Source organism: Verrucomicrobia bacterium S94 (genome assembly GCA_004299845.1).
GTDB lineage: Bacteria > Verrucomicrobiota > Kiritimatiellia > Kiritimatiellales > Pontiellaceae > Pontiella.
Genome location: CP036201.1, coordinates 2649041 through 2672839, shown reverse-complemented (window position 1 = coordinate 2672839; position 23799 = coordinate 2649041). Strand labels below are relative to the sequence as shown.

General features: G+C 53.4%; 21 protein-coding genes. 16 read left to right on the top strand and 5 right to left on the bottom strand.

Annotated features, from left to right (window positions below):
- The first annotated feature begins 3 nt into the window (after positions 1–3).
- Both EGM51_11680 and EGM51_11675 read left to right on the top strand, forming a co-directional pair.
- Positions 4–621 carry a phosphoribosylanthranilate isomerase gene (locus EGM51_11680; GenBank protein QBG48025.1) on the top strand — a complete coding sequence of 206 codons (618 nt, stop codon included), beginning with the start codon at positions 4–6 and terminating at the stop codon, positions 619–621.
- On the top strand, positions 621–1490 hold the full coding sequence (locus tag EGM51_11675; GenBank protein QBG48024.1) for a hypothetical protein: 870 nt from the start codon (positions 621–623) through the stop codon (positions 1488–1490). Before EGM51_11680 ends, EGM51_11675 begins: the two co-directional genes overlap by 1 nt.
- An 18-nt stretch (positions 1491–1508) precedes the next feature.
- On the opposite strand, the gene EGM51_11670 is transcribed toward EGM51_11675, so the two are convergent.
- Positions 1509–2333 (bottom strand): hypothetical protein, encoded by an 825-nt coding sequence (locus tag EGM51_11670; GenBank protein ID QBG48023.1) that lies wholly within the window; start codon positions 2331–2333, stop codon positions 1509–1511.
- Positions 2334–2479: 146 nt separating this feature from the next.
- On the opposite strand from EGM51_11670, the gene trpB reads away from it, so the two are divergent.
- The 12 genes from trpB (at position 2480) to EGM51_11610 (ending at position 14908) form a co-directional block, all read left to right on the top strand.
- Positions 2480–3691, top strand: coding sequence for a tryptophan synthase subunit beta (trpB, locus tag EGM51_11665; GenBank protein QBG48022.1), 1212 nt, complete (start codon positions 2480–2482; stop codon positions 3689–3691).
- A gap of 395 nt (positions 3692–4086) precedes the next feature.
- On the top strand, positions 4087–4302 hold the full coding sequence (locus EGM51_11660; GenBank protein QBG48021.1) for a hypothetical protein: 216 nt from the start codon (positions 4087–4089) through the stop codon (positions 4300–4302).
- Positions 4303–4349: 47 nt separating this feature from the next.
- Complete coding sequence (locus tag EGM51_11655) at positions 4350–4979, top strand: hypothetical protein (GenBank protein ID QBG48020.1); 630 nt, start codon at positions 4350–4352, stop codon at positions 4977–4979.
- A gap of 3 nt (positions 4980–4982) precedes the next feature.
- Positions 4983–6587 (top strand): hypothetical protein, encoded by a 1605-nt coding sequence (locus tag EGM51_11650; GenBank protein QBG48019.1) that lies wholly within the window; start codon positions 4983–4985, stop codon positions 6585–6587.
- Entirely contained in the window at positions 6587–6964 is a 378-nt protein-coding gene (locus tag EGM51_11645) for a hypothetical protein (GenBank protein ID QBG48018.1), read from the top strand. Before EGM51_11650 ends, EGM51_11645 begins: the two co-directional genes overlap by 1 nt.
- A 187-nt stretch (positions 6965–7151) precedes the next feature.
- The gene (locus EGM51_11640) at positions 7152–7790 is read left to right on the top strand and encodes a hypothetical protein (GenBank protein QBG48017.1); all 639 of its coding nucleotides are present in this window, start codon (positions 7152–7154) and stop codon (positions 7788–7790) included.
- A gap of 21 nt (positions 7791–7811) precedes the next feature.
- On the top strand, positions 7812–8615 hold the full coding sequence (gene cpaB, locus EGM51_11635) for a Flp pilus assembly protein CpaB (protein QBG48016.1): 804 nt from the start codon (positions 7812–7814) through the stop codon (positions 8613–8615).
- Between the two features lie 12 nt (positions 8616–8627).
- Positions 8628–10310: an FHA domain-containing protein gene (locus tag EGM51_11630; protein QBG48015.1), complete on the top strand. Its 1683-nt coding sequence runs from the start codon at positions 8628–8630 to the stop codon at positions 10308–10310.
- Between the two features lie 2 nt (positions 10311–10312).
- On the top strand, positions 10313–11188 hold the full coding sequence (locus EGM51_11625; protein QBG48014.1) for a secretion system protein F: 876 nt from the start codon (positions 10313–10315) through the stop codon (positions 11186–11188).
- A 5-nt stretch (positions 11189–11193) separates the two neighbouring features.
- Entirely contained in the window at positions 11194–12123 is a 930-nt protein-coding gene (locus tag EGM51_11620) for a type II secretion system F family protein (GenBank protein QBG48013.1), read from the top strand.
- Between the two features lie 25 nt (positions 12124–12148).
- The gene (locus EGM51_11615; protein QBG48012.1) at positions 12149–13492 is read left to right on the top strand and encodes an FHA domain-containing protein; all 1344 of its coding nucleotides are present in this window, start codon (positions 12149–12151) and stop codon (positions 13490–13492) included.
- Positions 13493–13498: 6 nt separating this feature from the next.
- Positions 13499–14908, top strand: coding sequence for a PEGA domain-containing protein (locus tag EGM51_11610; GenBank protein QBG48011.1), 1410 nt, complete (start codon positions 13499–13501; stop codon positions 14906–14908).
- A 59-nt stretch (positions 14909–14967) separates the two neighbouring features.
- Here the strand turns inward: EGM51_11610 and EGM51_11605 are convergent, their stop codons facing one another.
- Positions 14968–15393, bottom strand: coding sequence for a DUF192 domain-containing protein (locus EGM51_11605; protein ID QBG48010.1), 426 nt, complete (start codon positions 15391–15393; stop codon positions 14968–14970).
- Here EGM51_11605 and EGM51_11600 point away from each other — a divergent pair.
- Complete coding sequence (locus tag EGM51_11600; GenBank protein QBG48009.1) at positions 15227–16258, top strand: YicC family protein; 1032 nt, start codon at positions 15227–15229, stop codon at positions 16256–16258. The genes EGM51_11605 and EGM51_11600 overlap by 167 nt on opposite strands.
- 40 nt (positions 16259–16298) lie before the next feature.
- Positions 16299–16922, top strand: coding sequence for a guanylate kinase (locus EGM51_11595; GenBank protein QBG49303.1), 624 nt, complete (start codon positions 16299–16301; stop codon positions 16920–16922).
- 50 nt (positions 16923–16972) lie between these two features.
- Here the strand turns inward: EGM51_11595 and EGM51_11590 are convergent, their stop codons facing one another.
- The 3 genes from EGM51_11590 to EGM51_11580 all read right to left on the bottom strand — a co-directional run bounded on the left by EGM51_11590 (position 16973) and on the right by EGM51_11580 (position 23745).
- Positions 16973–19210, bottom strand: coding sequence for a Na-K-Cl cotransporter (locus EGM51_11590; protein QBG48008.1), 2238 nt, complete (start codon positions 19208–19210; stop codon positions 16973–16975).
- Between the two features lie 78 nt (positions 19211–19288).
- The gene (locus EGM51_11585) at positions 19289–20641 is read right to left on the bottom strand and encodes an MATE family efflux transporter (GenBank protein ID QBG48007.1); all 1353 of its coding nucleotides are present in this window, start codon (positions 20639–20641) and stop codon (positions 19289–19291) included.
- Complete coding sequence (locus EGM51_11580) at positions 20638–23745, bottom strand: efflux RND transporter permease subunit (protein QBG49302.1); 3108 nt, start codon at positions 23743–23745, stop codon at positions 20638–20640. Before EGM51_11580 ends, EGM51_11585 begins: the two co-directional genes overlap by 4 nt.
- Between the last annotated feature and the right edge of the window lie 54 nt (positions 23746–23799).

Below are 23799 nucleotides of genomic sequence, written 5' to 3'. Positions count from 1 at the left end.
CCAATGTCGACATTTGTCAAGATCTGCGGAATCTGTTCGGGGGACGACCTCGAGCAGGTTTCTGCTTTAAAGCCTGATGCTGTCGGTTTTATTCAGTGGCCGGAATCTAAACGCTATGTCCCACCGGAAGAGGTGGGGCAGTGGGAAACGCCGGAAGACATCAAACGCGTTGGAGTATTTGTGTGCCCCGGCGAAGCCGAGCTTGCACATGCTGCGCAGCACGGCCGTTTTGATGTGATTCAGGTGCATAAAGTGCACGACAGCTGGAGCCTTGATCGCGAATTTTTCAAGGGATTGGAAGTCTGGCGGGCAACAACGCCGGCCGAGCTGTATCATTCCGAATCCTCTTTTGAATTCGACCGTATTCTGCTCGATTCCTACGACGAAAAGACTGTTGGCGGAACCGGGAAAACCTGCGACTGGAGTATGGCGAGAACCCTTGTTCGGGCCATTGAAAAGTCCATTCTGCTTGCGGGTGGACTGACGGCGGAAAATGTCGCTGAAGCTATTGCCCAGGTGAAGCCTTGGGGCGTGGACGTCAGTTCCGGTGTTGAGAAAGAGCTGCGGGTGAAGGATATGGATAAAGTGAAAGCCTTTATCGAGACCGCCCGGAGTGCCTGATGATCACCCGGTTTGCGCCCAGTCTGACCGGATATCTTCATTTGGGGCATGTACTCCATATGCTCTATGTCTGGGGGATTGCTCGCAAGTTCGGTGCCGGTGTCCTTTTCCGGATTGAGGATCACGATCTTTCCCGGGCCCGGCCGGAATATGAACAGGCCATGTTTGAAACCCTGGAATGGCTTGGTTTTGTTCCGGATCTCGGAATTTCATCTCCTGCGGAAAAACCATCTGCATTCCGGCAGAGCGATTGTTCGGAATATTATCAGTCCGTACTGGATGAGCTGGAAAAACGGGAGTTGGTTTACGGTTGTGAATGCACCCGCCGGCAGATTGCTGAAATGCAGTCGGAAGGAGCTGGGGAACTCTGTTATTCAGGAACCTGTGCCGAAAAGGGGCTCCCGCTCGAAGGCCATACGGTCCGCTTTCGGACCCCGGGAAAAGAGGTGGTTTTTCAGGATCTTAAACGGGGTGAACAGTGTCAGATTCCCTGGTTGCAGTGCGGCGATTTTTCGTTGCGCGACCGTCAGGGGCAGTGGACGTATCAGTTTGCCTGCGTTTGCGATGATATCCGTCAGGGCGTCGGTCTCGTTATCCGAGGAGAGGATATTCTTTTCAGCACCGCCCGTCAGATTCAGCTGTTCCAAACCCTGAACGCGCCGGTTCCGCAGTATTTCCATCATCCCTTGATTTATGATGATTCGGGCCGGAAACTCAGTAAGCGCCAGCATTCCGAAAGCATATCCCGGCTTCGTGAATCAGGCCTATCGCCCGAAACCGTCATCGGTCTGGCACTTCACCAGGCCGGAATTTCCCCGTCCGACACACCCGTCACAGCCGAGCAGGCCATTGAAAAGTATATCATCTAAACTCTACGATCGTAGTGGTTAAATAATATACTTCTGCAGGTGGTGAGCGACTTTTTTGCGGAGAGTTTTGTGGAGGGCATAGACGTCTTTTCCAAGGTAATTCGCCGGAAGCAGTTCGTTCGGTAGCAGGGGATCCGGGTGCATGCACTGAATATAGGCTTCGGAATCCTCTTTCAGCAGGAGCATGAGGGCGTCGGCATCGTGGTCGATCTGTTCGAGCAGTTCGAGGTTGTAGTTGTATACGGAGAGGTAGCGGGCCTGCAGCTGATCAATCCATTTCCAGTTCCAGGACGTATCGACCATTTCCCGGGCAGCGCGGTGGAGCACGGTGCGGGATTCGAGTAGATAGGAAACCGCATTCACGTTGGCCGCGCGTTCGAGGTCGTCATATTCCGGACGAATGTCGCGGGGGGTGATCCATACACTCTTCTGCAGGCAGCCCATGCGCATACGCTTAAGGAATGCACGGAGTTTGTCGCGGTAGTGTCGCTGGACTTCGGGTACATCAAAAATCAGCATGTACCAGATTCCGTTCCATGTCGTTTCCCACATTTTTTCGGGTTCGTGATAGATCGGCAACAGCTTTTTACCTGCGTCGGTCAGTTCCAGGTAGGGCAGTTCGGCTGCTTTGGTTTGTTTTACGATCAGACCGGCCTTTCGCAGGCGCGACATCGAATTGTGATAGGAACGAAGGTTGGGGTATGTGTGCTTCCAGAGGTGGGAGCGTCCGGCGGTGCGTAGCAGCTCGGCCAGATCCTGAAGCAGATCTATCCATTCCTCCTGCACCCGTCGACGTACGACGGGCAGCGACCAGTCCGGATGATGAAAGCTTTTCCATTTCATAGATATATCATCTAATTAGCACGATCGTGGGTAATAGATGATATATCTATAGGAAGCAAGGGAAAATCGGGCGGGGCTTGGGAGAGGTTTGGGAAAAGAGCCTTGAATTGGTCCGGTGGGGGGCACATTATCTCAATCCGTTTTTAATGAGGATTTTTGAAATGAAACCGACTCAACCTGACAGACTCGGCCACTTTGGTGATTATGGCGGCATGTATGTGCCGGAAACGCTGATGGAGCCGTTGAATGAACTGACCCGTGTTTATAAAGAGGTTCGTAAGGACCCTGAATTTAAGAAGGAGCTGCAGTATTATCTTCGTGAATATGTGGGCCGGCCGACGCCGCTCTATTTTGCGGAGCGTATGACGGAGCAGCTCGGTACGGCGAAAATTTATCTGAAGCGTGAGGATCTTTGTCATACCGGTGCGCATAAGATCAATAATTCGATGGGGCAGGTGCTGCTGGCGAAACGCATGGGTAAAAAACGTATTATCGCGGAAACCGGCGCGGGCCAGCATGGTGTGGCGACGGCGACGGTCTGTGCGATGTTTGATATGGAATGCGTTGTGTACATGGGCAAAGTGGACATGGAGCGCCAGGCGCTGAATGTGTTCCGTATGGAAAGTCTGGGGGCAACGGTGGTTCCGGTGACGGTTGGCCAGCAGACGTTGAAAGAGGCGGTGAACGAAGCGATGCGGGACTGGGTGACGAATATCCGGTCGACACACTATATTCTCGGTTCGGCACTGGGATCGCATCCGTATCCGATGATGGTGCGTGATTTTCAGAGTGTAATCGGGCGTGAGGCGCGAAAACAGATTCTCAAGGCGGAAGGCCGGTTGCCGGATGCTATAATCGCGTGTGTCGGCGGCGGTTCCAACGCGATCGGGCTGTTTCATCCGTTCATCAAAGATGAAGGCGTTCGAATGATCGGTGTGGAAGCCGGTGGTTTCGGGATCAGCGGGGGGATGCACGCCGCTCGGTTTGCTGAGGATAAAATCGGTATTCTGCAGGGCTCAAAAACCTATGTGCTGCAGGATGATGACGGTCAGATTGCTCTGACGCATTCGATCAGTGCCGGCCTCGACTATGCGGCGGTGGGCCCGGAACACAGTCTGCTGCGTGATCTGGGCCGGGCGGAATATTCCTATGTCACTGATGAAGAAGCGGTGTTTGGTTTTGATAAGCTGTCGCAGTGGGAGGGTATTCTGCCGGCACTCGAAAGTTCGCATGCCATCGGCTGGGTGATTAAAAACGCGGATCAGTTTAATCAGAATGAGGTTATTATCATCAATGTATCCGGTCGCGGAGATAAGGATGTGATGCAGCTGGCGGAATGGAAAGCGAAGAACCGGTGATGGTCGCTAATCTGAGGTTTGCAGAGAAAGGGTGCCGGGAGGTGCCCTTTTTTGTTGTCCGTTTTTTTGGGGAATTCATGCGGAACTTTCGTCATGGGCACGGGTTTAATTCATGATCACTTAATGCCTGTGTTTTAGATTTCAAACATCGGAAAATCGGGTACAATTTCGAAACGTTGAAAACCGTTATATACAGGTATGTTTTATGAAGGCCGATAAGAGAAGAAAATGTGGGCAGGTGATGCTGGAGTATGTGATCGCAACGGGCATCTTTCTGATGCTGATCGGTTTGTGTGCATTGTTACTCTATACTTTTAAGTCATTCGGCGGGCGTGTACTGGCACTGATGGCGCATTCCGTGTGATTTATGCATCCGAAATACAGGAGAGTGGGAAATGAAAACGAATATGAAACGTAAAGAAGGCCAGGCGATGGTTGAATACATCATCATTGTGGCGGTGGTGGCTATTGCGGCCCTCGTCCTTTTTGGGATGTTTGGAGATACAATTAAAGGTAAATTGGGAGGTGCTGTGGATGCTCTGGATGGTGGATCTGCAGGACAGACTGAAGCTGACAGCTCTTCCGCATTGGAAGATCTTCAGGAATTATAGCTTTCTTTGTGAAACGAAAATTTCCAAAAAGAAGAGATGGTGCCGCAATGGTTGAGTCGTGCCTTGCGATTATTATGCTGTGCCTCATTCTTTTCGGGTTACTGCAGGTTTCGTATCTGATTATGGCGCGGGACGTGATTTCGTTCAGTGCCTTTGCTTCGGCCCGGGCTTTGACCGTGGGAATGGATGAGGAGTTTGTGGAGCGGGTAGCACGCGTGACCACGATTCCGACGGCAGGACCACCTTATGGAAGCAGTACGCTTCAGCATCAGGCTTTACCGGATGGCGATGTAGGCACGCGGTGGGATCTTGCGGTATCGACGTCGCTGGGGTCACAACAGTTCTGGTATGAAAATTATTATATCCCCTTTTATCTCGGTGCGGAGGATGAATCCCAGCTCGATTCGATTCTGAATTATTTTCACTGGCTGACTTCCGATACCGAAATTTCGGTGGAGTCTGCGGCGCCAGGGGATGAAGATGCCTGGGTCAACGTCAGTCAGAATGTGCCGCTCATCTTTCCTTTTGCCAGCGGTCTTTTTATGGATGCTGATCGCGGAATGGTTGTTCGGTACAGCAGCGAAGGGGAAATTGAGTATTCGGAAGTTCCTCTTTATACCATCACGCAGGAGATTCGGCTGGAGAATCACTCTGCGCTCTATCTCACGACCCAGTAAACGATGTGGAAAAAATTACAGTCATCCGAAGGCCGGGAGTCCGGCCAGGCGATTATTTTTCTCATTATGGTTCTGTTCATCGGAACCATTGTGGTGCTGTGGAATTTTGATCTGCATAATATTGTCTCCACCAAAATCCGCATCGACAATGCCGGCGATGCCGCCGCGCTTTCAGCCGCCCGCTGGCAGGGGATTACGCTGAATATGATCGGTGAGCTGAATCTGGTGCAGGCGGCGTATATCTGTGATGAGCTTGCAACGATGGATCCAACCGATCCGAATTATTCGTCTGATCTTCAGAATCTGGCTGATGATATCGAGTTCAATATTGCGCCTTTAAAGAGAAGGATGGCATTGATCGGGCCACTAATGGGATTGGTGGCGGCGCAGTCCAGTGCTTTGCTGAATCTGACGGAAAAGGATGAGCTGATGGTTGAAGAGGCGACATCCCGTTTTCTGGCTCAGCGTGGACAGGATTTTGAGGAGAGTGGCGGGTATTATATGGATACGGTTCAGGAGCCCTACACGGGAGCCTGGGAGGAATATGGGGCCATTCTTTCGGCGGTTGCCAACGAAACCATGATTGCGGAGAGCGGGAATACCGACTATTTTCTGTTTTTTAACGGTACTCACATCCTGCTTGATCCCGATTTTTATGGAGCGGTGAGCGGAGGGATTTACTGTTACTTTGCCCGGGGATCCCGGTACGATCTCATCAGCAGTTACAGCGATTATACGAGCTGGGATCCTCTGCCTGATTTTGCGCAGCGGAATACCGTCAATTCAGAATATTTCAGTTCACAGGTATATGAGTTCAGCAGCGGAGCGTCTATTGCAGCGTATTACAGTTCTTCAAACTGGCATATCGATACGCTGACGAACTATTACCCCGATGTGGATGTAAATGCATCCACCCTTCAGGATCAACTGGTAGGGTATATGGAAACCAATCCGCCAACGGATGCCGTGGATCTGGATATGATGTATCAGGACGGTTTCAATCTCTGGACTTCATGGCATTTTTTCAAACAATCATCCTGGATGAAGGACAGGGGATACAGCAGCGGAATGTATTATCCGGATTCCGATGATTTCCCTTTGCATGAAGGCTGGAAATTCAAGGACGAGTTTAACTATGGCGGAGCTAACGCCGCCGTCGATGTGCGTATTGCATCGGATATCTACACGCCGGGTATGCAGATTGCGGTGGGGGATATTTACTGGCAGGCGGCAGCAAAACCTTTCGGGTATCTGGAAGATCCGGATGGAAGTGGAAAAAAACGTGCGCCGATGTATTTCGGTTTAGTGCTGCCGGCATTCCATGATGCACGTCTGATTCATAATCAACTGTCATCACGAACTTCGGACAACCCCAGACAGCCCGGATGGGATGAGCACATATATCAGCATTTGCCGCAATATCTTGAGAAAGGCATTTCTGGAATAGAAGACAACGACTGCTATTACTGTGAAATTCTGAAGATGTGGGAGGATGATGAAGACCGGAATGCGATTCTCGACTGGATTGAGGAAAACCTGGAAGCCATAGAGAACGGCGACGTCTGCGATCCGAATTACGAAGGAAACCCGAATATGGGGCGGGGCTGATGCGGAAGCTGAAATCCAGAAAGGGTCAGGCGATGATCGAGATGCTGCTTGGTCTGGTGGGGATTATGGTGCTCATTCTGGGCATTGATCTGATTGCTAACATTGTCTATTACGATTTCATAACGATCTATTCCGCCCGGGAAGAGGTGGCGGATCGGCTGATGGCCTATTCGGCAGGAACATCGGGGGGAGCTTCAACCTATAATTTTGACGCAGTTGATGATGATTTTGAGCAGGCGCTGAATCCGGGCGGCGATCTGGAGGGGGAGCTGGCAGCCTATCCCGGGGGAGGGAAAATGCGTTTGAATTTTTATGGACCGGGGAAAACCCGCTCAGTGAACTTGTGGGGTCGGAGAAGGCTTCGTCCACACCGGTGACATCGACGTTTATGCAGCGAGTCACCGGCCGCAGTTCGGTATCGATTCAGAATGCCATTTACATGCCGCCCTGGGAGGATCTGCTCTATCCGCAGGGAGGAAGTGGAGAATAATGTTCCTGCGACGTATAATCCTGCGAATTCTACTTCCCGTTCTTCTTTTGATGGCAGCTCCGGGTTTTGGAAAAGTGTTTCGTCTTTTCGGCGGCGGTGCGGCCGATGGGGATCGGTTTCATAATGGTTCGCTGCCGTGGGACAAGGCGTATGTGACGGAGATGACCGTCAACGGCCGTCCGGCGGTAATGCGCATTTATTCCGCCCGCTTTTCCGAACCGGTGGTCCATCAGCTGAAAAGCCGGTTTGAACAGATGGGGGCACAGGTACAGGTTCAGGAAAATGAAAACGGGGCGACGGGGCGTGCGGTATTTCCTGATCAGAGCGTCGGTTTTCTGGTGCTGAAACCGCCGCAGCAACCGACCCAGCAGATTTTTGTCTATGAACCCACCGGGGAACGGGGAACGTCGGTAAAATCGCCGGTACCGGAATATCGCCGTGCGAAGGTACGGACCACCATTTCAGACGATAAAACCGGAACCTATCTGGCTACTCTGGAGACGACTTCGTCGGCGACGGAAACGCATGTTTTTTATGCGGGGGCACTGCAGGGAGCGGGCTGGAAAATGATCAGTCCGGCGCTGATCAAAAACGGGACCGTCAGCGGCATGGCGGTTTATGAAAAAAAGAGCAGGGTATGTTATGTACAGGCCACGGATCGTATGGACGGGGTGAATACGATTACGATCCTTGTTAAGGGTGGTGCGCTTTGATAATTTTTCCAATTACTGGAGATGCTGAATATGAAGAATAAGCTGATTTTAATTGTGGCGCTGCTGGTGGGGATTCTGGCGTTCTGGATGAGCGCCCGCTATCTGGCCAATGAACGCGCCGAACTCTATAAAGGAGCCGTGAAGGTGAAGGTAATCGTGGCAAAGCGGGATATTGCTGCGATGACCGAACTGACGCGCGATGATCTGGCTTTGAAGGACGTGTATAAAAGTGCGGTCGGTGACAATGTATTTATGGCGGCCGATGTAGACCGTGTGCTGGGCAAACGGCTGAAATATGCATTGAAACGGGCGGAGCCGCTCTGGTGGACCCATGTGGATATGCCGCGCGAAATCGAAAGCGGTCTGGCACCGGTCATTCAGAAAGGCAAGCGTGCGCTGTCGATTGCCATCTCCGGTGCCGCAGCCGTGAGCGGGCTGGTGAAGCCGAACGACCATGTCGATATTCTGGGTACGTTCACGTTTCCATCGCGCACCAATCCGAACCAGACCGAGTCGGTGACGCTGACCCTGTTGCAGGATGTGACGGTATTGGCTACCGGCTCCAATCTGGCTCGGCAGAATACGGAGGCCGGCAATGAGAATAAAACCGGGTACAGCATGCTGACTTTCGAAGTGACTACGCACGAAGCCGAGATTCTTGTTTTCGCCCAGCAGACGCGCGGACAGCTTTATCTTTCGTTGCGGAATCCGAACGATGTCAGCCATCAGGCCGATTTTCCGTCGGTTAATTTCGATTATCTTGAATCGGTGCTTATGCAGATTAATGAACAGCGCCGGCAGTCCAACCTTTCTCCTAATCTGTAGGGTTTAATCAGAATGAGTTCGCTTAAAATCAATATCTCCCATCCGAACAGGCCGTCCCAGTCTCTGGAAGCGCCGTACGGTGTTTATATGATCGGATCCGATGCCTCGAACCGTATTGTGCTCGACGACGGAAGTGTTACGGAGGCGCATGCGGTACTGACGCTGATGGAGGACGAATCGTATATTGAAGATCTGATGGGGGAGGGCATTTTTGTAGACGGCGAGCGGGTATCAACCCGCCGGCAGGTTTTTCCCGGCGTACCGATTCAGCTGGGAAACTATACGATGATTTTCGGTGAAGATGCAGTCTCTTCTTCTATCCGGTCCCCGGAACCCCCGGCGGCGGAACCGGAGGTTACGGTATCGGCTCCGGAACCTTTTAAACCCAGAACGGCATCGCGGAATGTGGCTGCAACTCAGGCGGTTAAACAGCAGATCCACAGCGAACTTGTAGAACGCCTCGATCTGAAGCGGCTCAGTATGAGCAAGCTGCAGGAAGGGGAGCTTCAGACAAAAATCAAAAGGACGCTCAAAGAAATCATTGACGAGATCCGTGATCGTCTGCCGGCCGGACTGAAAGCCGATCGTCTGGCTAAGGAGATTTTCGACGAGGCGGTCGGTCTCGGACCGCTGGAGGATCTGCTGGAAGATGATACCGTGACTGAAATTATGGTGAACGGGCCGAGTCAGGTTTATGTGGAACGTGCAGGGAAACTGGAACTGACCGACTGCACATTTATCAACGAAACTTCGGTACACTCCGTTATTGAACGTATTGTGTCGCCGATCGGCCGCCGGATTGATGAAAGTCAGCCCTATGTGGATGCCCGTCTTGCCGATGGTTCCCGTGTGAATGCGGTGATTCATCCGCTGTCACTGGTGGGGCCATGCATAACGATCCGTAAATTTTCGAAGGAGCCGTTCAAGGTACAGGATCTGATCAACTTCGGCACGCTGACGCCCGATATTGCCGAGTTTCTGCGGGTCTGTGTGCTGCTGCGTAAAAACATTATTGTTTCGGGCGGTACCGGTTCGGGGAAAACCACACTGCTGAATGTGCTTTCCAGTTATCTGCCCGACGATGAACGTATTCTGACGATTGAAGATGCCGCAGAACTGCGGCTGACCCAGAATCATATTGTCCGTCTCGAAGCGCGGCCGGCCAATATTGAAGGGCGCGGAGCGGTCACGATACGTGATTTGGTGCGCAATGCGCTGCGCATGCGACCGGACCGGATTGTCGTGGGCGAGTGCCGTGGTGCGGAAGCGCTGGATATGCTGCAGGCGATGAATACCGGCCATGAGGGATCGCTGACGACCATTCATGCCAACACTCCGCGCGATGCGCTGGCCCGTCTGGAGACGATGGTGCTGATGGCGGGGATGGAGCTTCCTGTTCGTGCCATCCGCGAACAGGTTGGTTCGGCGGTGCATCTGATCTGCCAGATTTCCCGTTTTTCGGATGGCTCGCGCAAGGTGAGTAAAATCACGGAAGTTTCCGGGATGGAGGGTGACCGGCTCACGCTTCAGGATATTTTCGAATTTCGACAGACCGGGCTGGACGACGACGGGCGGGTGCAGGGCAGTCTGCATGCCACGGGCGCGGTGCCGACCTTTATTGAGGAAATCGCAGTGCGCGGCATTCCGTTTGACCGCTCCATTTTCACCACCAAAAGATCGGGGCAGTGGGGATAGATATGTTCTGGCTGATTCCATCCCTTTTTGCATTGTGCGCGGCGCTCATGGGCTACGTGGTGCTGAACGCATTGCGCGAGGCGGAAGAGAGCTATGCCAGTGAATACACGGCGGATACCGCCCGGCAGTTTGAGGATCTGTTCCTGTTTATTTCGCCACAGCAGATGCTCAATATTTCACGTATGCTGGCGTTGATTGTCTTTTTTATGCTGTTTTTTATCGCCGGGGATATTCATTCCTTTGGCGGATTCGTCAGTGGCGGTGTGGTCGGAATATTCGGTGCCACACTGGCGTTGTTCATGCCGCGACTGCTGCTGAAAGTACTGCGGGCCCGTCGGCTGGAGCGCTTTAACTCGCAGCTGGTGAACGCGATGACCGGCATGAGTAATGCGTTGAAAGCGGGGTTCAGCATTCAGCAGGCTTTTGAGGCGATTGTTAAAGAAGGCGAAAATCCCATTGCCCAGGAGTTTGCCATGTTTCTGCAGCAGCTTCGGGTGGGCGTGCAGTTTGAGGTTGCGCTGGCCGATATGGATCGGCGCGTCGGCAGCGATGATCTGACGCTGATGATTCAGTCGATTGAAATTGCACGGCAGACCGGCGGTAATCTGACCGAGGTGTTTGACCGCATTGCGGAGACAATCCGGGAGCGCCGACGGATTGAAGGCAAAATTAAATCGCTGACCGCGCAGGGAAAAATTCAGGGCAATGTGGTGGGGGCCATGCCGTTTATTCTCGGGCTGGCCATCTATTTTCTGGATCCGGCAATGATGACGGCATTTGTGAGTTCGTCGATTGGGATGATCATTATTGCGGTTGTGATTCTGATGGTGGCGATGGGCATGCTGTTGATCCGTAAAATTGTAAATATTGATGTGTAGGTGAAATGACGAACGAAATCATAATTATCAGTTCGATGTTCCTGTTTGCGGCGATGACCGTGGCCTGGCAGGTGATTCGCACGGCCCAGCACGTCACCTATATTACGCTGGCCGACGGCCGACGGCAGGAACGCAGTCTGCCGCTGCTGATCCGTATGGTCCTTCCGTTTGTCCGCCTTGTTCCCTCGTTTATTACCGGGCATGCTTCGCTGGAGGAGAGCCGGCACCGTATTCGACGAAAGCTGATTGCCGGCGGTTTTGAGGGATTGATTGAGCCGGAGGAAGCGATCGGGCTGCGTGTCATGATGCCGCTTGGTCTGGGCTCGGTACTGTGTGTGCTGCTCTGGATGTCGTTTGGTTCCATGCCGTCGGGGATCGCCGGTATGCTGGCGGATCGGAAGTATTTTATTTATCTGCTGATCATGATACTGCTCGGGTTTTATCCGGATCTCTGGATGAAAAATGCGGTGCAGGTGCGGCATAAAAGTATTGAACGGGCGTTGCCGTTTGTGCTCGATCTGCTGACCCTTTCTGTGGAGTCCGGACTTGATTTTATGAGCGGCATCAACCGGATCATTGAATTCCGCCCGATTGATCCGCTGGGTGAGGAACTGATCCGCGTATTCCGCGAGATTCAGGTGGGACGTTCCCGGAAAGTGGCGCTGCAGAATATGGCGGAGCGGATCGACCATCCCGACATCCGTTCGGTGACCAATGCGCTGGTGCAGGCCGATGAGCTGGGAACAGGCATCGGTACGGCTTTGCGGATTCAGTCCGACCAGATCCGGCAGAAACGTTTCCAGCGGGCGGAGAAAATGGGGAATGAAGCGCCGGTGAAAATGCTCTTTCCGCTGGTGGCCTTTATTTTTCCGGGCGTCTTTCTGATTCTGCTGGGTCCTGTTATCCTGCAGATGGCCCTGCGCGGCGGATTCTGATCGTTAACGAAATAGGTAAATCAACATGTCTCATTTGATTATTGAACAGGGAAAAGAGGTCGGCAGGGAAGTCAAAGTGCCGGCGGCCGGCATAAAATTCGGGCGGTCACCGGCGAATGACCTGGTGCTGGATGACGATGCGGTCATGCTGTTTCACGGTCGTTTTTTCTTTAAATCCGATGGCACGCTGTGGGTTACCGATTTCGGCGCCGGTGAAAAGACCACCGTCAGCGGGGAGCCGGTTGATGAGCATCAGCTGAAAGTCGGTGATCTGGTCGAGGTGGGCCATACGGCGTTCCGGATCATCAATACCGGCCGGGCTGAAGAAGTTCCGGTTTCGGCGGTTGCGGGCAAGAACGAAGAGGAGTGTGCCGATGTGCCGGAAGCGCCGGAGAATGAAATTGATCTGGGCTTTAAACGGCATAAAAAAACGGCGAGAAAAAAAGGCAGGGAAAAAGAGCCTCCACAGAAGGGGGCTTTGCTGACCTCGCGGTTGCTGCAGGTTTCGGTTATTCTGCTTTTTCTGATTGTGCTGATGATTGTCGGCCCTTCGCTGTTCGAACTTTCCCGGACCGATGTCCCGGCGGTCGAGCAGAAGGAATCGCTGACGTTTTCCTATGAACGTGTCATGGGCACGCCCAGAAATATCTTCCGCTATCATGTGGAGCTTGATGATAAAGGTCTCTTTTCGGTTCGCATTGACGACCTGAAAACCAACCGGCATCAGCTTGAAAGCAAGGAAATCTCCGATACGGTGATTGAACAGCTTTCCATAGGGATTGAAGCGGCCGGTTTCTTTGATGTGGATTCTGATTATGCCGGAACGGTGGAAAATCAGTATGATCTGTATAAACTGGCGGTTTTACGGAATAGCCGGTTTCATCATATTACCATTCTGAACTGGACGCCACCGGTGGCTATCAAACGTACGACTCAGCTGATTGAAGATTTTGCGGTCAGTGAGCTTGGCATCTCCTTCACCTGGATGAAGGAGCCGGAGGAGCTGATGCAGCTGGCGGAAAATGCATTCGAAGTGGGGGAAGCCCGTTACAACGAGCGTGATATCCGTTACGGGAATCTGGCATCGGCCATTGTCCATTTAAAAGAAACCATGCTTTATCTGGAAACGATTGAGCCGAAACCGGCGCTTTACCATCGGGCCGCAGGCCTGCTGGAAGCGGCGCAGACGGAACAGAATGTGCGGTATGAAGATTATCTGTTCCGCTCCGACCGGGCGATCCGTCTGCGGAACTGGGATGAGGCGGCGAAGTATCTGCGTATTTTGAATGAGCTGATTCAGGATCGTTCTGATCCTCGTTATGAAAAGGTCAGTGCCAAGCTCCTAAACGTTGAACAGCATTTGAGGTAGGTTCCAATGATTGGAAAACGGTTATTTATGATGAAACGCTCTATGGTATGCCCTCTTTTTCTGCTGCTTCCGCTGGTATTGCTCAGCGGATGCGAAGTTGAAATTGCAGGAAAAGGATCCATCACCATTAATTCCGATCCCAAAGGCGCTGAAGTTTTTGTGAACGGGACTCCGCAGGGGCGCTCCCCGCAGGCATTGACGGGCCTGGTTGCCGGAGACTATGTGATTGAACTGCGGAAAGATGGATTTGAGCGGAGCTATAAAAGCGTGAGCCTGCTCGAAGGGCAGGAGATGGACGTCACGCTGAACATGAAACCGATCACCGGACTGCTGCTGGTCGACTCCAATCCGCAGAATGCGGATGTCATTATTGACGGGGTTTCGAAAGGAAATACACCGCTGCTGCTTACGGATCTTCCGCTGGGGGAATACAGGCTGGAGTTCCGTTCTCCGAAACAGCTTCCGCGCACCATGACCGCAATTCTGGAAGACCGGACACCGGTCCGCGTGTTCGCTGAACTGGTTTCCAATACGGCACAGCTGGATGTGACCTCTTCACCGGAAGGCGCGGAGGTCCGTATCAACGGCATTTATGCCGGGGATACCCCGATCCGTATTGAAGAAGTGGAAGCCGGTCAGGCCGATGTGAAAGTTTCGAAACGCGGTTATAAGCCGTATCAGATGCGCATGACTTTCGAGGCCACTAAACCGTATAAAATTGATGCCGAGCTCGAAGCGCTTCCTTCCGGTCTGACCGTGATGACTTCGCCGGAGGGAGCACGAATTATGATTGACGGCCGGGTGGTTGGCGAGGCTCCGATTACGCTGGAGAATCTTAAAGAAGGGCCGCACGAGGTCACGGCCTCGCTTGACGGGTATGCTACGGCCACCAAAAACATTTATCTGGAGCCCGATATCAACGACAGTGTTGAGTTTAACATGGAGAAAAACAGCGGAACGCTGGTCATTGATACCGAGCCGGCCAACGTTCAGATTTATGTGAACGGCAAACTGCTGACCACCTCGCAGCCGAAGGGCGGATCGGATTCGCTGTCGCAACCGATCCGCATTACACTGAAGTCGGATCGAACGCATACCATTCAGCTGGTGCGTGAAGGGTTTGTTTCACGTACTACCGCCGTTGAGGTTGAAGTTGATCAGATTGTTACACGCCATGAAGTGCTTAAACGCATTTTTGTTTATGATACAAAAATTGTGACAGACGATGAGATCATCAAGTGCCGCATGGAGTACAGACTGCCCAACGGTAATATCTATTATGAACGGTATCCGGGCGTATTTGATACGGCGCTGGCCGCCGACATCCGCGATGTTCAGCCCATCACCCTGGAAGATGAAAGCAACCGCGAGGCCCGCCGATTGATTGAAATGAATAAAAGCGCAGTGCCGGAATAGCTTTCCATGATCTGAAAACAGCACATCCAGCGTCCGGAACTTTTCCGGGGCTGGATTTTTTATTCCAGAATAAGGGTATCGCCCTGCTGCACACGGTCCAGCACACCGGCTGCGGTTTCGAGCACACAGGTTGTTGCGCGTGGAGCAAAGGCGAGCTGCCAGGGCCGGAGGTTGCGGGCCATTTTGAGGACCTGCAGGTTCTGATCCAGAAAAGCGGCATCAATCGGAAAGCGCATAAACCACATATGAATACTTTTGCAGGGGCGGAGCAGCATACCGAGTTCCGGATCCAGACCGGTGCGACCCAGCAACCCGCGCATGCGATCCCGCAGAGATTCGGCGATGAGCACGTTTTCAACGACCGGTATACCGGGGCCATCTTTAATCAATATGCGTGACATGGCCTTAAGAATCGGGGATTCTGAGGTTTCATTACAAGTTTCAAATTCAAGGATCAGGTTCAATTTTATGGCGTTGAAAAGCATGACAGGTTTTGGCGAGGGTGCAGCATCGGCTGCCGGTATCCGGGTTTCGGTCGAACTAAGCTCGGTGAACCGCAAACAACTGGATATTAATGTGAATCTGCCGCGCAATCTGGTTACGCTCGATGCCCAGGTGCAGCGTACCATCCGCGAGGAATTTTCGCGTGGGCGGGTTTCCGGCATCATCCGCGTGGAAACCGCAGACGGCTCCGCCGGTTCGGTGGTGGTGGATGAAAAACTGGCGGCAGAATATGTGACCGGTATTCGCAAAACGGCGGAAAAGCTGAAACTGCAGGAAGATCTCGGAGCGGAACTGATCTCGCGGCTGCCGGGTGTCGTATCCATCGAACAGCGTGATCTGGACTCGGATCAGGTTTCGGAGATTCTCAGCGCAGCACTGGCTAAAGCATTGAAGGGGCTCGCGAAAATGCGTGCGGCCGAGGGAAAAATGCTGGAGCGTGATCTGCGGGAGCGATTGACGCTGCTGGAACAATATACCCAGGAAATTCGTAAACTGGCTCCGGCGGTGGTGACAAGCTATCGCGAAAAACTGTTTCAGCGGCTGGAGGAGGCCGGGCTGAATGATCTGGCTTCCGATGAGCGAATCGTTAAAGAGATCGCCCTGTTTGCCGACCGGTGCGATATCAGTGAAGAGCTGACCCGTTTAAAGAGTCATCTGGCACAGGCGCGCAAACTGCTGCGTTCGAAGGAACCTGTGGGACGGACGCTGGATTTTCTCTGTCAGGAACTGTTCCGCGAAATCAACACTACGGGGTCGAAAGCCGGCGAAGTGGAAATTACCCGGTATGTGGTGGCGTTTAAAACCGAGCTCGAGCGGATTCGCGAGCAGGTGCAGAATATAGAATAGTATTCAGGAGAAGGATGTGGAAGAAGGTAAGCACAAATTGATTCAGGAAGAACCTCCGGCTGTCCGCACATCGCGACCGTTGCTGATTGTGGTTTCGGCGCCTTCAGGCTGCGGAAAAAGTACGTTGTGCGACCGGCTGGTTGAGGAATTTCCGAAAATTGTCTACTCGGTTTCCTGCACCACCCGCGCGCCGCGGGGTGAAGAGCAGGATGGGGTGGAATACTATTTCCTTTCCAAAAAGGAATTCAAGGAGCGCATCAAAAACGGTGAGTTTCTGGAGTGGGCCAAAGTGCACGGCAATTATTACGGCACCCTGGAAGACACCGTGCTTTATTCAATGGAAGAGGGAAAACATATCCTGCTGGATATTGATGTTCAGGGTGCTTCCCAGTTGCGGGAATCATTGGCAAAACTGGATCCGCGGCATCCCATTCGTCGCGGTTTTACGGATATTTTTATTTCTCCGCCGTCGATGGAAGAACTGGAAAAACGGCTGCGCGGTCGCGGTACCGATGAGGAAAAAGTGATTCAAAAAAGACTCGCGGCCGCCGAAGGTGAAATGGCCTATGCCAAACACTACACGCATCAGATCATCAACGACGATCTGGAAACCGCATACGATGATCTTAAATCTCTCGTACTCACCGGAATGGGGTTGTTCTAGGTCTGTCGTCACAGCCGATCTTCGACGGCTTTTTTTGCGAAACGAAAGGGTCATCCGGAGGTAATACCGATGACTTCTCGGAATTCGATTTTTTCCGCGGCAAGCACAAAGGCTGTGGGCGGCATATCCCGGGTTGAAGCCATCAGGCTTTCGTAGTAGCGGCCATATTCTTCATCCGGCTCGTCGCTGCGTGGCGGCCGCATGCCCATAAAGAGCAGACCGGCCTGTGCTGAAGACTGTTTGATGATGTCATAAAAGCTGGGGCGGTTCTTGATCAGGACGTCCGCTTCGGCAGGAATCCGCTGTTCGGTAATAAAGTTTTTGAGCCGCTCTTCTGCGGGCGGTTTTTCCTCTTCGTTTTCCACAATGGTTTTGATGATGAGTTTCGATTCTTTCCAGACCGGACTTTTCTGAATCTGGTAGGCGAGGGTAAGCATCAGGCCGATATTATCTTTGTTGCCCCCCCACCAGACGTGAATTTCCTCGGCATCTTCCGGTTCTTCAAATCCGTTTTCCCGCAACATTACCAGGTTTCGCTCTGTACGGTAGACGAGCTGAATCAGTTCCGCAAATTCGGTGAAGTTTTCACGGTTTTCGGTGTCGCCCAATAAAATGGTATTGGGCGTCAGCGGGCCGTAGCCGTAGGCGCGTACCAGTGCCCGTGCGCCGGACAGCATATTGGGCGAAGGGAAGATTTTCACCATGGCATCGACTTCCCGTTTCTGGAGATACTCCTGCATAGAGGCTTCCATGGAACGGACTTTTTCAGCGGACCAGTCTTCCACCGGAAGGATGCTGGCAATGGTGAGTGCACTGCTGTGCCGTGTGAGGGCATGCGCCAGTTCAACAAGGTGCCAGCGCGATTTCGGAGAGCCGCTTAAGGCCATAATCTGCGGTCGCCAGGTTCGTTCATCAGGTTTAAGTTTATTGAGCCGGTGAATGGCGAAGCGCACGAGGAGAGTGAGAATGCCGTAGCGCATGTCGGCCCAGTGGGCATTCAGATGCCGGCGTTTGATCAGATAAAAAACAAAGGCAGTCAGTAGTATTGCGATAATGGTTGCTCCGGCATCAATCATCAGCATGGCCGCAAAGCAGAGCGCGGCTCCAAGCAGAGAAACCCAGCACGGGACGTTGAGTTTCGGGCGCCAGGATGGGCTTTCAATCAGTCCTTCCAGACCGGCCGAGAGATTCAGCAGTCCATAGGAGAGCAGGAAAAACATGGAGAGAATAGGGGCAATCACATTCAGATCGCCCAGCAGTACGGCGGCCAGAGCGACCGCAAAAGAAATGAGGGTCGCAATACGCGGATCGGCTTTGTCTTTGCCGAACCCCTTGCCGATCAGCCGGGGAATAATGCGGTCGATGGCTAAAGCCTGTAAGGTACGCGGGGCCCCGAGCAGGGAGCCGAGAGCACTGGAAACAGAGGCGGCAAAGACGCCGATGGCAATGGCCGGCCACCAGTAGGAAATGGTGGACATAATGTTGGAGTCGATCAGCAACAGGTCCGGGTTGTGCACTTTTGTATTGAGGAAGATCGGCATGATCATATAGACGAGATACCCGGTTCCAATAGCCAGCAGTGTGCCCAAAGGAAGCGATTTTGCCGGGTTTTTCAGGTCGCCGGATAAACCTAGGCCGGCTTCTATTCCTGTTACAGCCGGGAAGAACACTGCAAAGACCACCCAGAAACCGACTTTGTCTGGAATAACGGCATCGGCAGGAACGGAGAGTATTTCAGGGGAGGGATTCCCCATAAAAAATGAAACCAGAGAAAGAGCAATGGCTGCAAAGATGAGGAATTGAACTTTCAGTGCGAGGTCGGCCGAAAAATAGGCCAGGGCTGTAAGGGCGATCAGTGTGCCGGCGGAAAGTATTTTGGCGGTCATGGCCGGATCAATCCCCCATTGGGCGAGTGGATTGCCGGTGTAGAACATGACAGCCTCGGTGCAGCCGGCGATGTAGAAGGCGACGCCGATGGCCCGTGCAAAGAAAAGCGGCAGTCCGATTGCTGCGCCAGCCTCAAGTCCGAGGGAGCGGGAGATAATATAATACGCGCCGCCGCCCCCCACCTTCATATTGGTGGCCATGGCGGAAATGGAGAGTCCGGTCAGAAAAGTAATGAGAGTGGCTATGGTGACAATCAGCAGGGTGCCGAACAGACCGACGTTGCCCAGTACCCAGCCAAAGCGCAGGTACATGATGACACCGAAAATCGTCAGTACGCTTGGCGTATAGACTCCTTTGAATGTGCCGAATGAATATCCCTGCTTTTCGATGTGTTCGCCCATAGGAATTCCTAATATTGTAAATTTACAAGGGCGATATTTTCAGAGATTACAGCAAATAGGAAGCACTCATAACGCGATTCAGCGTGGTACAAATTCGGGACAGCTGGAGGTTTTAAGCTGTGCGCGGGTGGTGAAATAGGCATGTGTGCCCGAGAGTAGATTGGCGAGGGCCAGACCGGCCACGAGGCCCGTGAAGCCGAAATAGCGGCTGCCGAGGAAGCAGAGCGGCATGATAAGGATGAAGACGCGGGTGAGGTTGACTTCCATTACAGGCCGGGGTTTTCCTATTACGTTCAGTATCTGGCTGAGCCAGGTGGTGGTGTGCAGGCCGGCATGACCGAGGGCGGCGATAAACAGGTAGGTTATGCTCAGTTGCAGCACGGTCGGATCATTGCTGAAACGCCCGGTAACCCACCGGGCACCGACGATGAGCAGGAGGAACGTGATGCCTGAGTACATAACGGCAAAGCGGGTGCTGAGTCGACGGGCGTCCTGGACGCGGTCATGCGCGTTGGCCCCGAAGTTCTGCCCGACAAAGGGGACGATGGCCATGGAGTAGGCCATGGAGATGATGAACACAATGGTTTCGACACGGGTGCCGGTGGCCATGGCGGCCACGGCCTTTACGCCGCCGACTCCGGCCGCCAGGCGGATGTAGAAGCCCTGGGCAACCGGTGTGAGTGCCTGGGTGAGGGCTGCGGGAATCCCCAGCTGGATAATCGCTTTCCAGGAGTTGAGCGCCTGCCGCAGATGAGGTCGGCTCCAGTCGATGAGACGGTGCTTGAAATGCAGGATGAGCAGGGAGGCGGATGCGCCCAGACCGCGGGAGATTACGGTGGCCAGGGCAGCACCTTTTATGCCGAGCTCCGGAATAGGACCCCAGCCGAAAATGAAAATCGGGTCGAGGATAACGTTGAGAGCAGCGCAGGCGATCATAACGATTACCGGCCGTACCATATCACCGGCGGCGCGGAGGCATCCGTCTGAGACGGGTGGAAGGATGGCGAAGACGGCACCGATATACCAGATCTGCATGTAGCCGCGCACCAGTTCAAGCACGTGACCTTCAGCACCGAGCATGGAGAAGAGCGGGGTGATGGTGAAATAGCCCAGCAGGCTGACGAATACCGTACCGAGGATGGTCAGCACCAGTCCGTCGGCGGTTGTCCGGCGTGCGAGCGGTATATTTTTTGCGCCGAGTGCGCGTGAAATAATCGAGGCGGCACCGGCTGAAAAGCCGATGGCCAGGGCTCCGACGATCATGACCACCGCAAAAGTAAAGCCCATGGCTGCGAGTTCTTCAGTGCCCAGGCGGGAAACAAAATAGGTGTCCGTGAGGTTGAACACCATCATTGCAAAAGCCCCGGCTACACCGGGGAGGGCGAGCCGGGTCATATGTCCTGCAACAGATCCTTCGAGAAGTTTGCTCATGAGGCGCCCGTTAATCTGCGTCTAAGTGAACCGCAGTCGTCGATCACCATATAGAGACAGGGTACAATCAACAGTGCGATGAAGGTTGCGAAGAGGATACCGAAGCCGAGCGAGATGGCCATCGGAATCAGGAATTTAGCCTGCCGTGAAGTTTCGAGAATCATCGGGGCCAATCCGCCGAAAGTGGTGAGAGTGGTCAGCAGAATCGGACGGAAGCGCTGGATGCCGGCCGAAACTACGGCATCGTGTGTGGTGTCGTGATGCTGTCTGCGTTCGTTAGCAAAGCTGATCAGTACCAAGGCATCGTTGACCACCACGCCCGAGAGCGCGAGCATACCGATGACCCCCATCATCGTCATTTCATAACCGAGCATCAGATGTCCGAGAACGGCGCCGATGATGCCGAACGGGATGGAAACCATCACGATAAGCGGCTGGGAGTAACTTCTAAACGGAATGGCGAGCAGGGCGTAGATGGCAAGCAGAACGAGCGGAATCGTGATGGCCATGCTGCCAAAGCTGTCGCGCTGATCGGCGGTGCGGCCTTCATAACTGTAATCCAGCCCGGGGAACTGATTCTGCAGTTTCGGGAAATAATCGTTGTCCAGTTTGGTCATCACTTCGCCCGCTTTGGATTTGGGACGCACATCGGCGGTAAGGGTGATGGTGCGCATTCCATCGCGACGGTTGATGGTGGTGTAGGATTTTCCGATTTCGGTATTCACCACATCGGAGAGCATGACTTCTCCGCCGTCCGGCGTTTTAAGGATGAATTTTTCAAAGTTATACATACGGGTCCGTTCTTCCAGCGGCAGACGGACTTTAACCTTTACCTCATTACGTCCGCGCTGCTGGCGAAGCACTTCGGTACCCTCGAAAGCCGCGCGGATCTGGCCGCCGATATCACTGGCGGAAAGACCGAGGCTGATGGCTTCGGGTTTAAGGGTGAAGTCGAACTGGGTTTTTCCTTCTTCAACGCCGTCATTGATGTCCTGCACGAGCGGATAATTTTCGAGTTCCCCGGCCAGCGCACGTGCTGCATTTTCCAGCGTTCGGATATTGCTGTGGCGCAGTTCGATTTCCAGCGCCGGCCCACTGCCCGGTCCACCCTGGTCGGAGGCGTAACGGATGAAACGGACCCCGGGAATTTCGCCGACGTTTTTACGCCAGGCCTGTACAAAGGCTTCGGTGCCCATAATTTCATCACGGATTTCGGGGTCGGCCAGATAAACGCGGACCTGGCAGGTGTGGGACCCGCTGTTGCCGATCCGGGCAAAGATACCTTCCACCAGTTCCGGATGTCCGGTTTCTTCCAGGGTTTTCTGAGCTCCTTTCACCAGACGGTCGGCAACGGCTTCGGTTTTCGCCACCGGCGCTCCGTAGGGCAGCGTGGCCGAGGCGATGGCAAAATCAGATTCGACGGTCGTGAACATCGCGAAACCCATGCGGCCGCTGAGCCAATATCCGCCTACAATAAAGAGGATGGCGAGAGATGCCGAAATAACGACGTAGCGATGTGACAGACAGAAATCCAGGAAAGGGCCGTATTTGGTGCGCACCCAGTGGCTGAAGGCATTGCTGAAACGCTGCTGCAGGTGGTGGATGGAACCGAAAAGTCCCTGCGGTTCTTTTTTCCGGCCATGACTCAGATGCGAAGGGAGGACGTATAGACTTTCCAGCCAGGAAATGGTGAATACCGCAATAACTACAATCGGCAGCATGCCGATCACACGACCCATCATACCCGGCATTAAAGCCAGCGGAATGAAGGCTACAATATTGGTGAGGATACTGAATCCAACCGGAGAGCAGACTTCCCGGGCACCGAGGATGGAAGCTTCGTGGGGTTCGTGGCCTTCCTGCTGATAATGGTAGACGTTTTCACCGACGACGATGGCGTCGTCAACCACGATGCCGAGCGATACGATAAAAGCAAACATGGTGATCATGTTGATGGACAGTCCCGTGACCGGCATCAGCAGCATAGCCCCGAGAAAAGAGATCGGAATCCCCATAGCCACCCAGAGGGCCAGACGCATTTCCAGAAAAATACCCAGAACAAAGAGGACCAGCAGCAACCCGAGTGCACCGTTGCGCAGCAGCAGATCGGCACGTTGCGAAAATACCTCGGTCTTATCATCGAGAATATCAATGCCGATCCCATCAGGCAGCTGTTCTTTGAGCTGCGGCAGCAGTTCCTCGACCGTCCGGGAGATCTGAGTCGGGGTCTGGTCGCCAACGCGATAGATTTCAAGCATGATGGCCGGTTGTCCGTTATACGATGCAAACTCGTCTGTATCCTCGAATCCGTCGATCACATCGGCAATTTCGCCGAGTTGCAGCGTGGTTCCGTCTTCGGTTGCGAGTACCGGAGCCTGGGCAAATTCCGGGCCGTAGTTGCGGCGTTCCTGCATACGCAGCAGGGTTTCGCCGCTTTCCGTCTTAATTCCGCCGCCGGAGATTTCGCGCGACTGCGTATTAATGGAGGAGGCAAGCGACTGATGAGAGAGACCGTATTCTCGAAGTTTGTCCTGGGAGACTTCAATGCTGATTTCCAGGTCGCGGGTTCCGGTTAAATCGACCTGCGTAATATGTTCGGTCTGGAGCAGGCGGTCCCGGACCTGTTCCGCCAGATTGCGCAGTGTGGTATCCGAGACGTTTCCGTAAAGGATCAGGGTCATGGCATCGCGCTTGCGGGTTGAGAGCGATACAATCGGTTCTTCCGCTCCATCGGGGAAGGTGGTGATACGGTCGATTTCGCTTTTGATATCCTGATAAACCTTAATGCGGTCAACGCCCTCAATAAGTTCAGCAACAATACTGGCGGATCCTTCGCTGGCGGTTGAGGTAACCTCTTCGATTCCTTCCAGCGACCGGACGGCCTCTTCTGCCGCGAGGCAGACGCTCTGCTCCATTTCTTCCGGAGTTCCACCGGGATAGGTGACAACAATAGAGACCGAGTCGGCCGTCAGATTAGGGAAAACTTCCTGCTTGAGGGTCGTGAATGTTGCATAGCCGCCTAAGAGACAGAGAAGCATCAGGAGGTTGGATGCAACCGGATTCTTGACCATCCAGGCGATCGGCCCTTTAAATTTATCCAGCATGTTATTCATGGTGTATACCCATTAGAAATTTAGAAGTGCGGGGGTTAAGCGTCA

Excerpts from the sequence above, each read along its gene's own strand:
- EGM51_11680 (QBG48025.1), top strand. The coding sequence starts at position 4 with ATGTCGACATTTGTCAAGATCTGCGGAATCTGTTCGGGGGACGACCTC.
- EGM51_11675 (QBG48024.1), top strand. The coding sequence starts at position 621 with ATGATCACCCGGTTTGCGCCCAGTCTGACCGGATATCTTCATTTGGGG.
- EGM51_11670 (QBG48023.1), bottom strand. The coding sequence starts at position 2,333 with ATGAAATGGAAAAGCTTTCATCATCCGGACTGGTCGCTGCCCGTCGTA.
- trpB (QBG48022.1), top strand. The coding sequence starts at position 2,480 with ATGAGGATTTTTGAAATGAAACCGACTCAACCTGACAGACTCGGCCAC.
- EGM51_11660 (QBG48021.1), top strand. The coding sequence starts at position 4,087 with ATGAAAACGAATATGAAACGTAAAGAAGGCCAGGCGATGGTTGAATAC.
- EGM51_11655 (QBG48020.1), top strand. The coding sequence starts at position 4,350 with ATGGTTGAGTCGTGCCTTGCGATTATTATGCTGTGCCTCATTCTTTTC.
- EGM51_11650 (QBG48019.1), top strand. The coding sequence starts at position 4,983 with ATGTGGAAAAAATTACAGTCATCCGAAGGCCGGGAGTCCGGCCAGGCG.
- EGM51_11645 (QBG48018.1), top strand. The coding sequence starts at position 6,587 with ATGCGGAAGCTGAAATCCAGAAAGGGTCAGGCGATGATCGAGATGCTG.
- cpaB (QBG48016.1), top strand. The coding sequence starts at position 7,812 with ATGCTGAATATGAAGAATAAGCTGATTTTAATTGTGGCGCTGCTGGTG.
- EGM51_11630 (QBG48015.1), top strand. The coding sequence starts at position 8,628 with ATGAGTTCGCTTAAAATCAATATCTCCCATCCGAACAGGCCGTCCCAG.
- EGM51_11625 (QBG48014.1), top strand. The coding sequence starts at position 10,313 with ATGTTCTGGCTGATTCCATCCCTTTTTGCATTGTGCGCGGCGCTCATG.
- EGM51_11620 (QBG48013.1), top strand. The coding sequence starts at position 11,194 with ATGACGAACGAAATCATAATTATCAGTTCGATGTTCCTGTTTGCGGCG.
- EGM51_11615 (QBG48012.1), top strand. The coding sequence starts at position 12,149 with ATGTCTCATTTGATTATTGAACAGGGAAAAGAGGTCGGCAGGGAAGTC.
- EGM51_11610 (QBG48011.1), top strand. The coding sequence starts at position 13,499 with ATGATTGGAAAACGGTTATTTATGATGAAACGCTCTATGGTATGCCCT.
- EGM51_11600 (QBG48009.1), top strand. The coding sequence starts at position 15,227 with ATGCGATCCCGCAGAGATTCGGCGATGAGCACGTTTTCAACGACCGGT.
- EGM51_11605 (QBG48010.1), bottom strand. The coding sequence starts at position 15,393 with ATGCTTTTCAACGCCATAAAATTGAACCTGATCCTTGAATTTGAAACT.
- EGM51_11590 (QBG48008.1), bottom strand. The coding sequence starts at position 19,210 with ATGGGCGAACACATCGAAAAGCAGGGATATTCATTCGGCACATTCAAA.
- EGM51_11585 (QBG48007.1), bottom strand. The coding sequence starts at position 20,641 with ATGAGCAAACTTCTCGAAGGATCTGTTGCAGGACATATGACCCGGCTC.
- EGM51_11580 (QBG49302.1), bottom strand. The coding sequence starts at position 23,745 with ATGCTGGATAAATTTAAAGGGCCGATCGCCTGGATGGTCAAGAATCCG.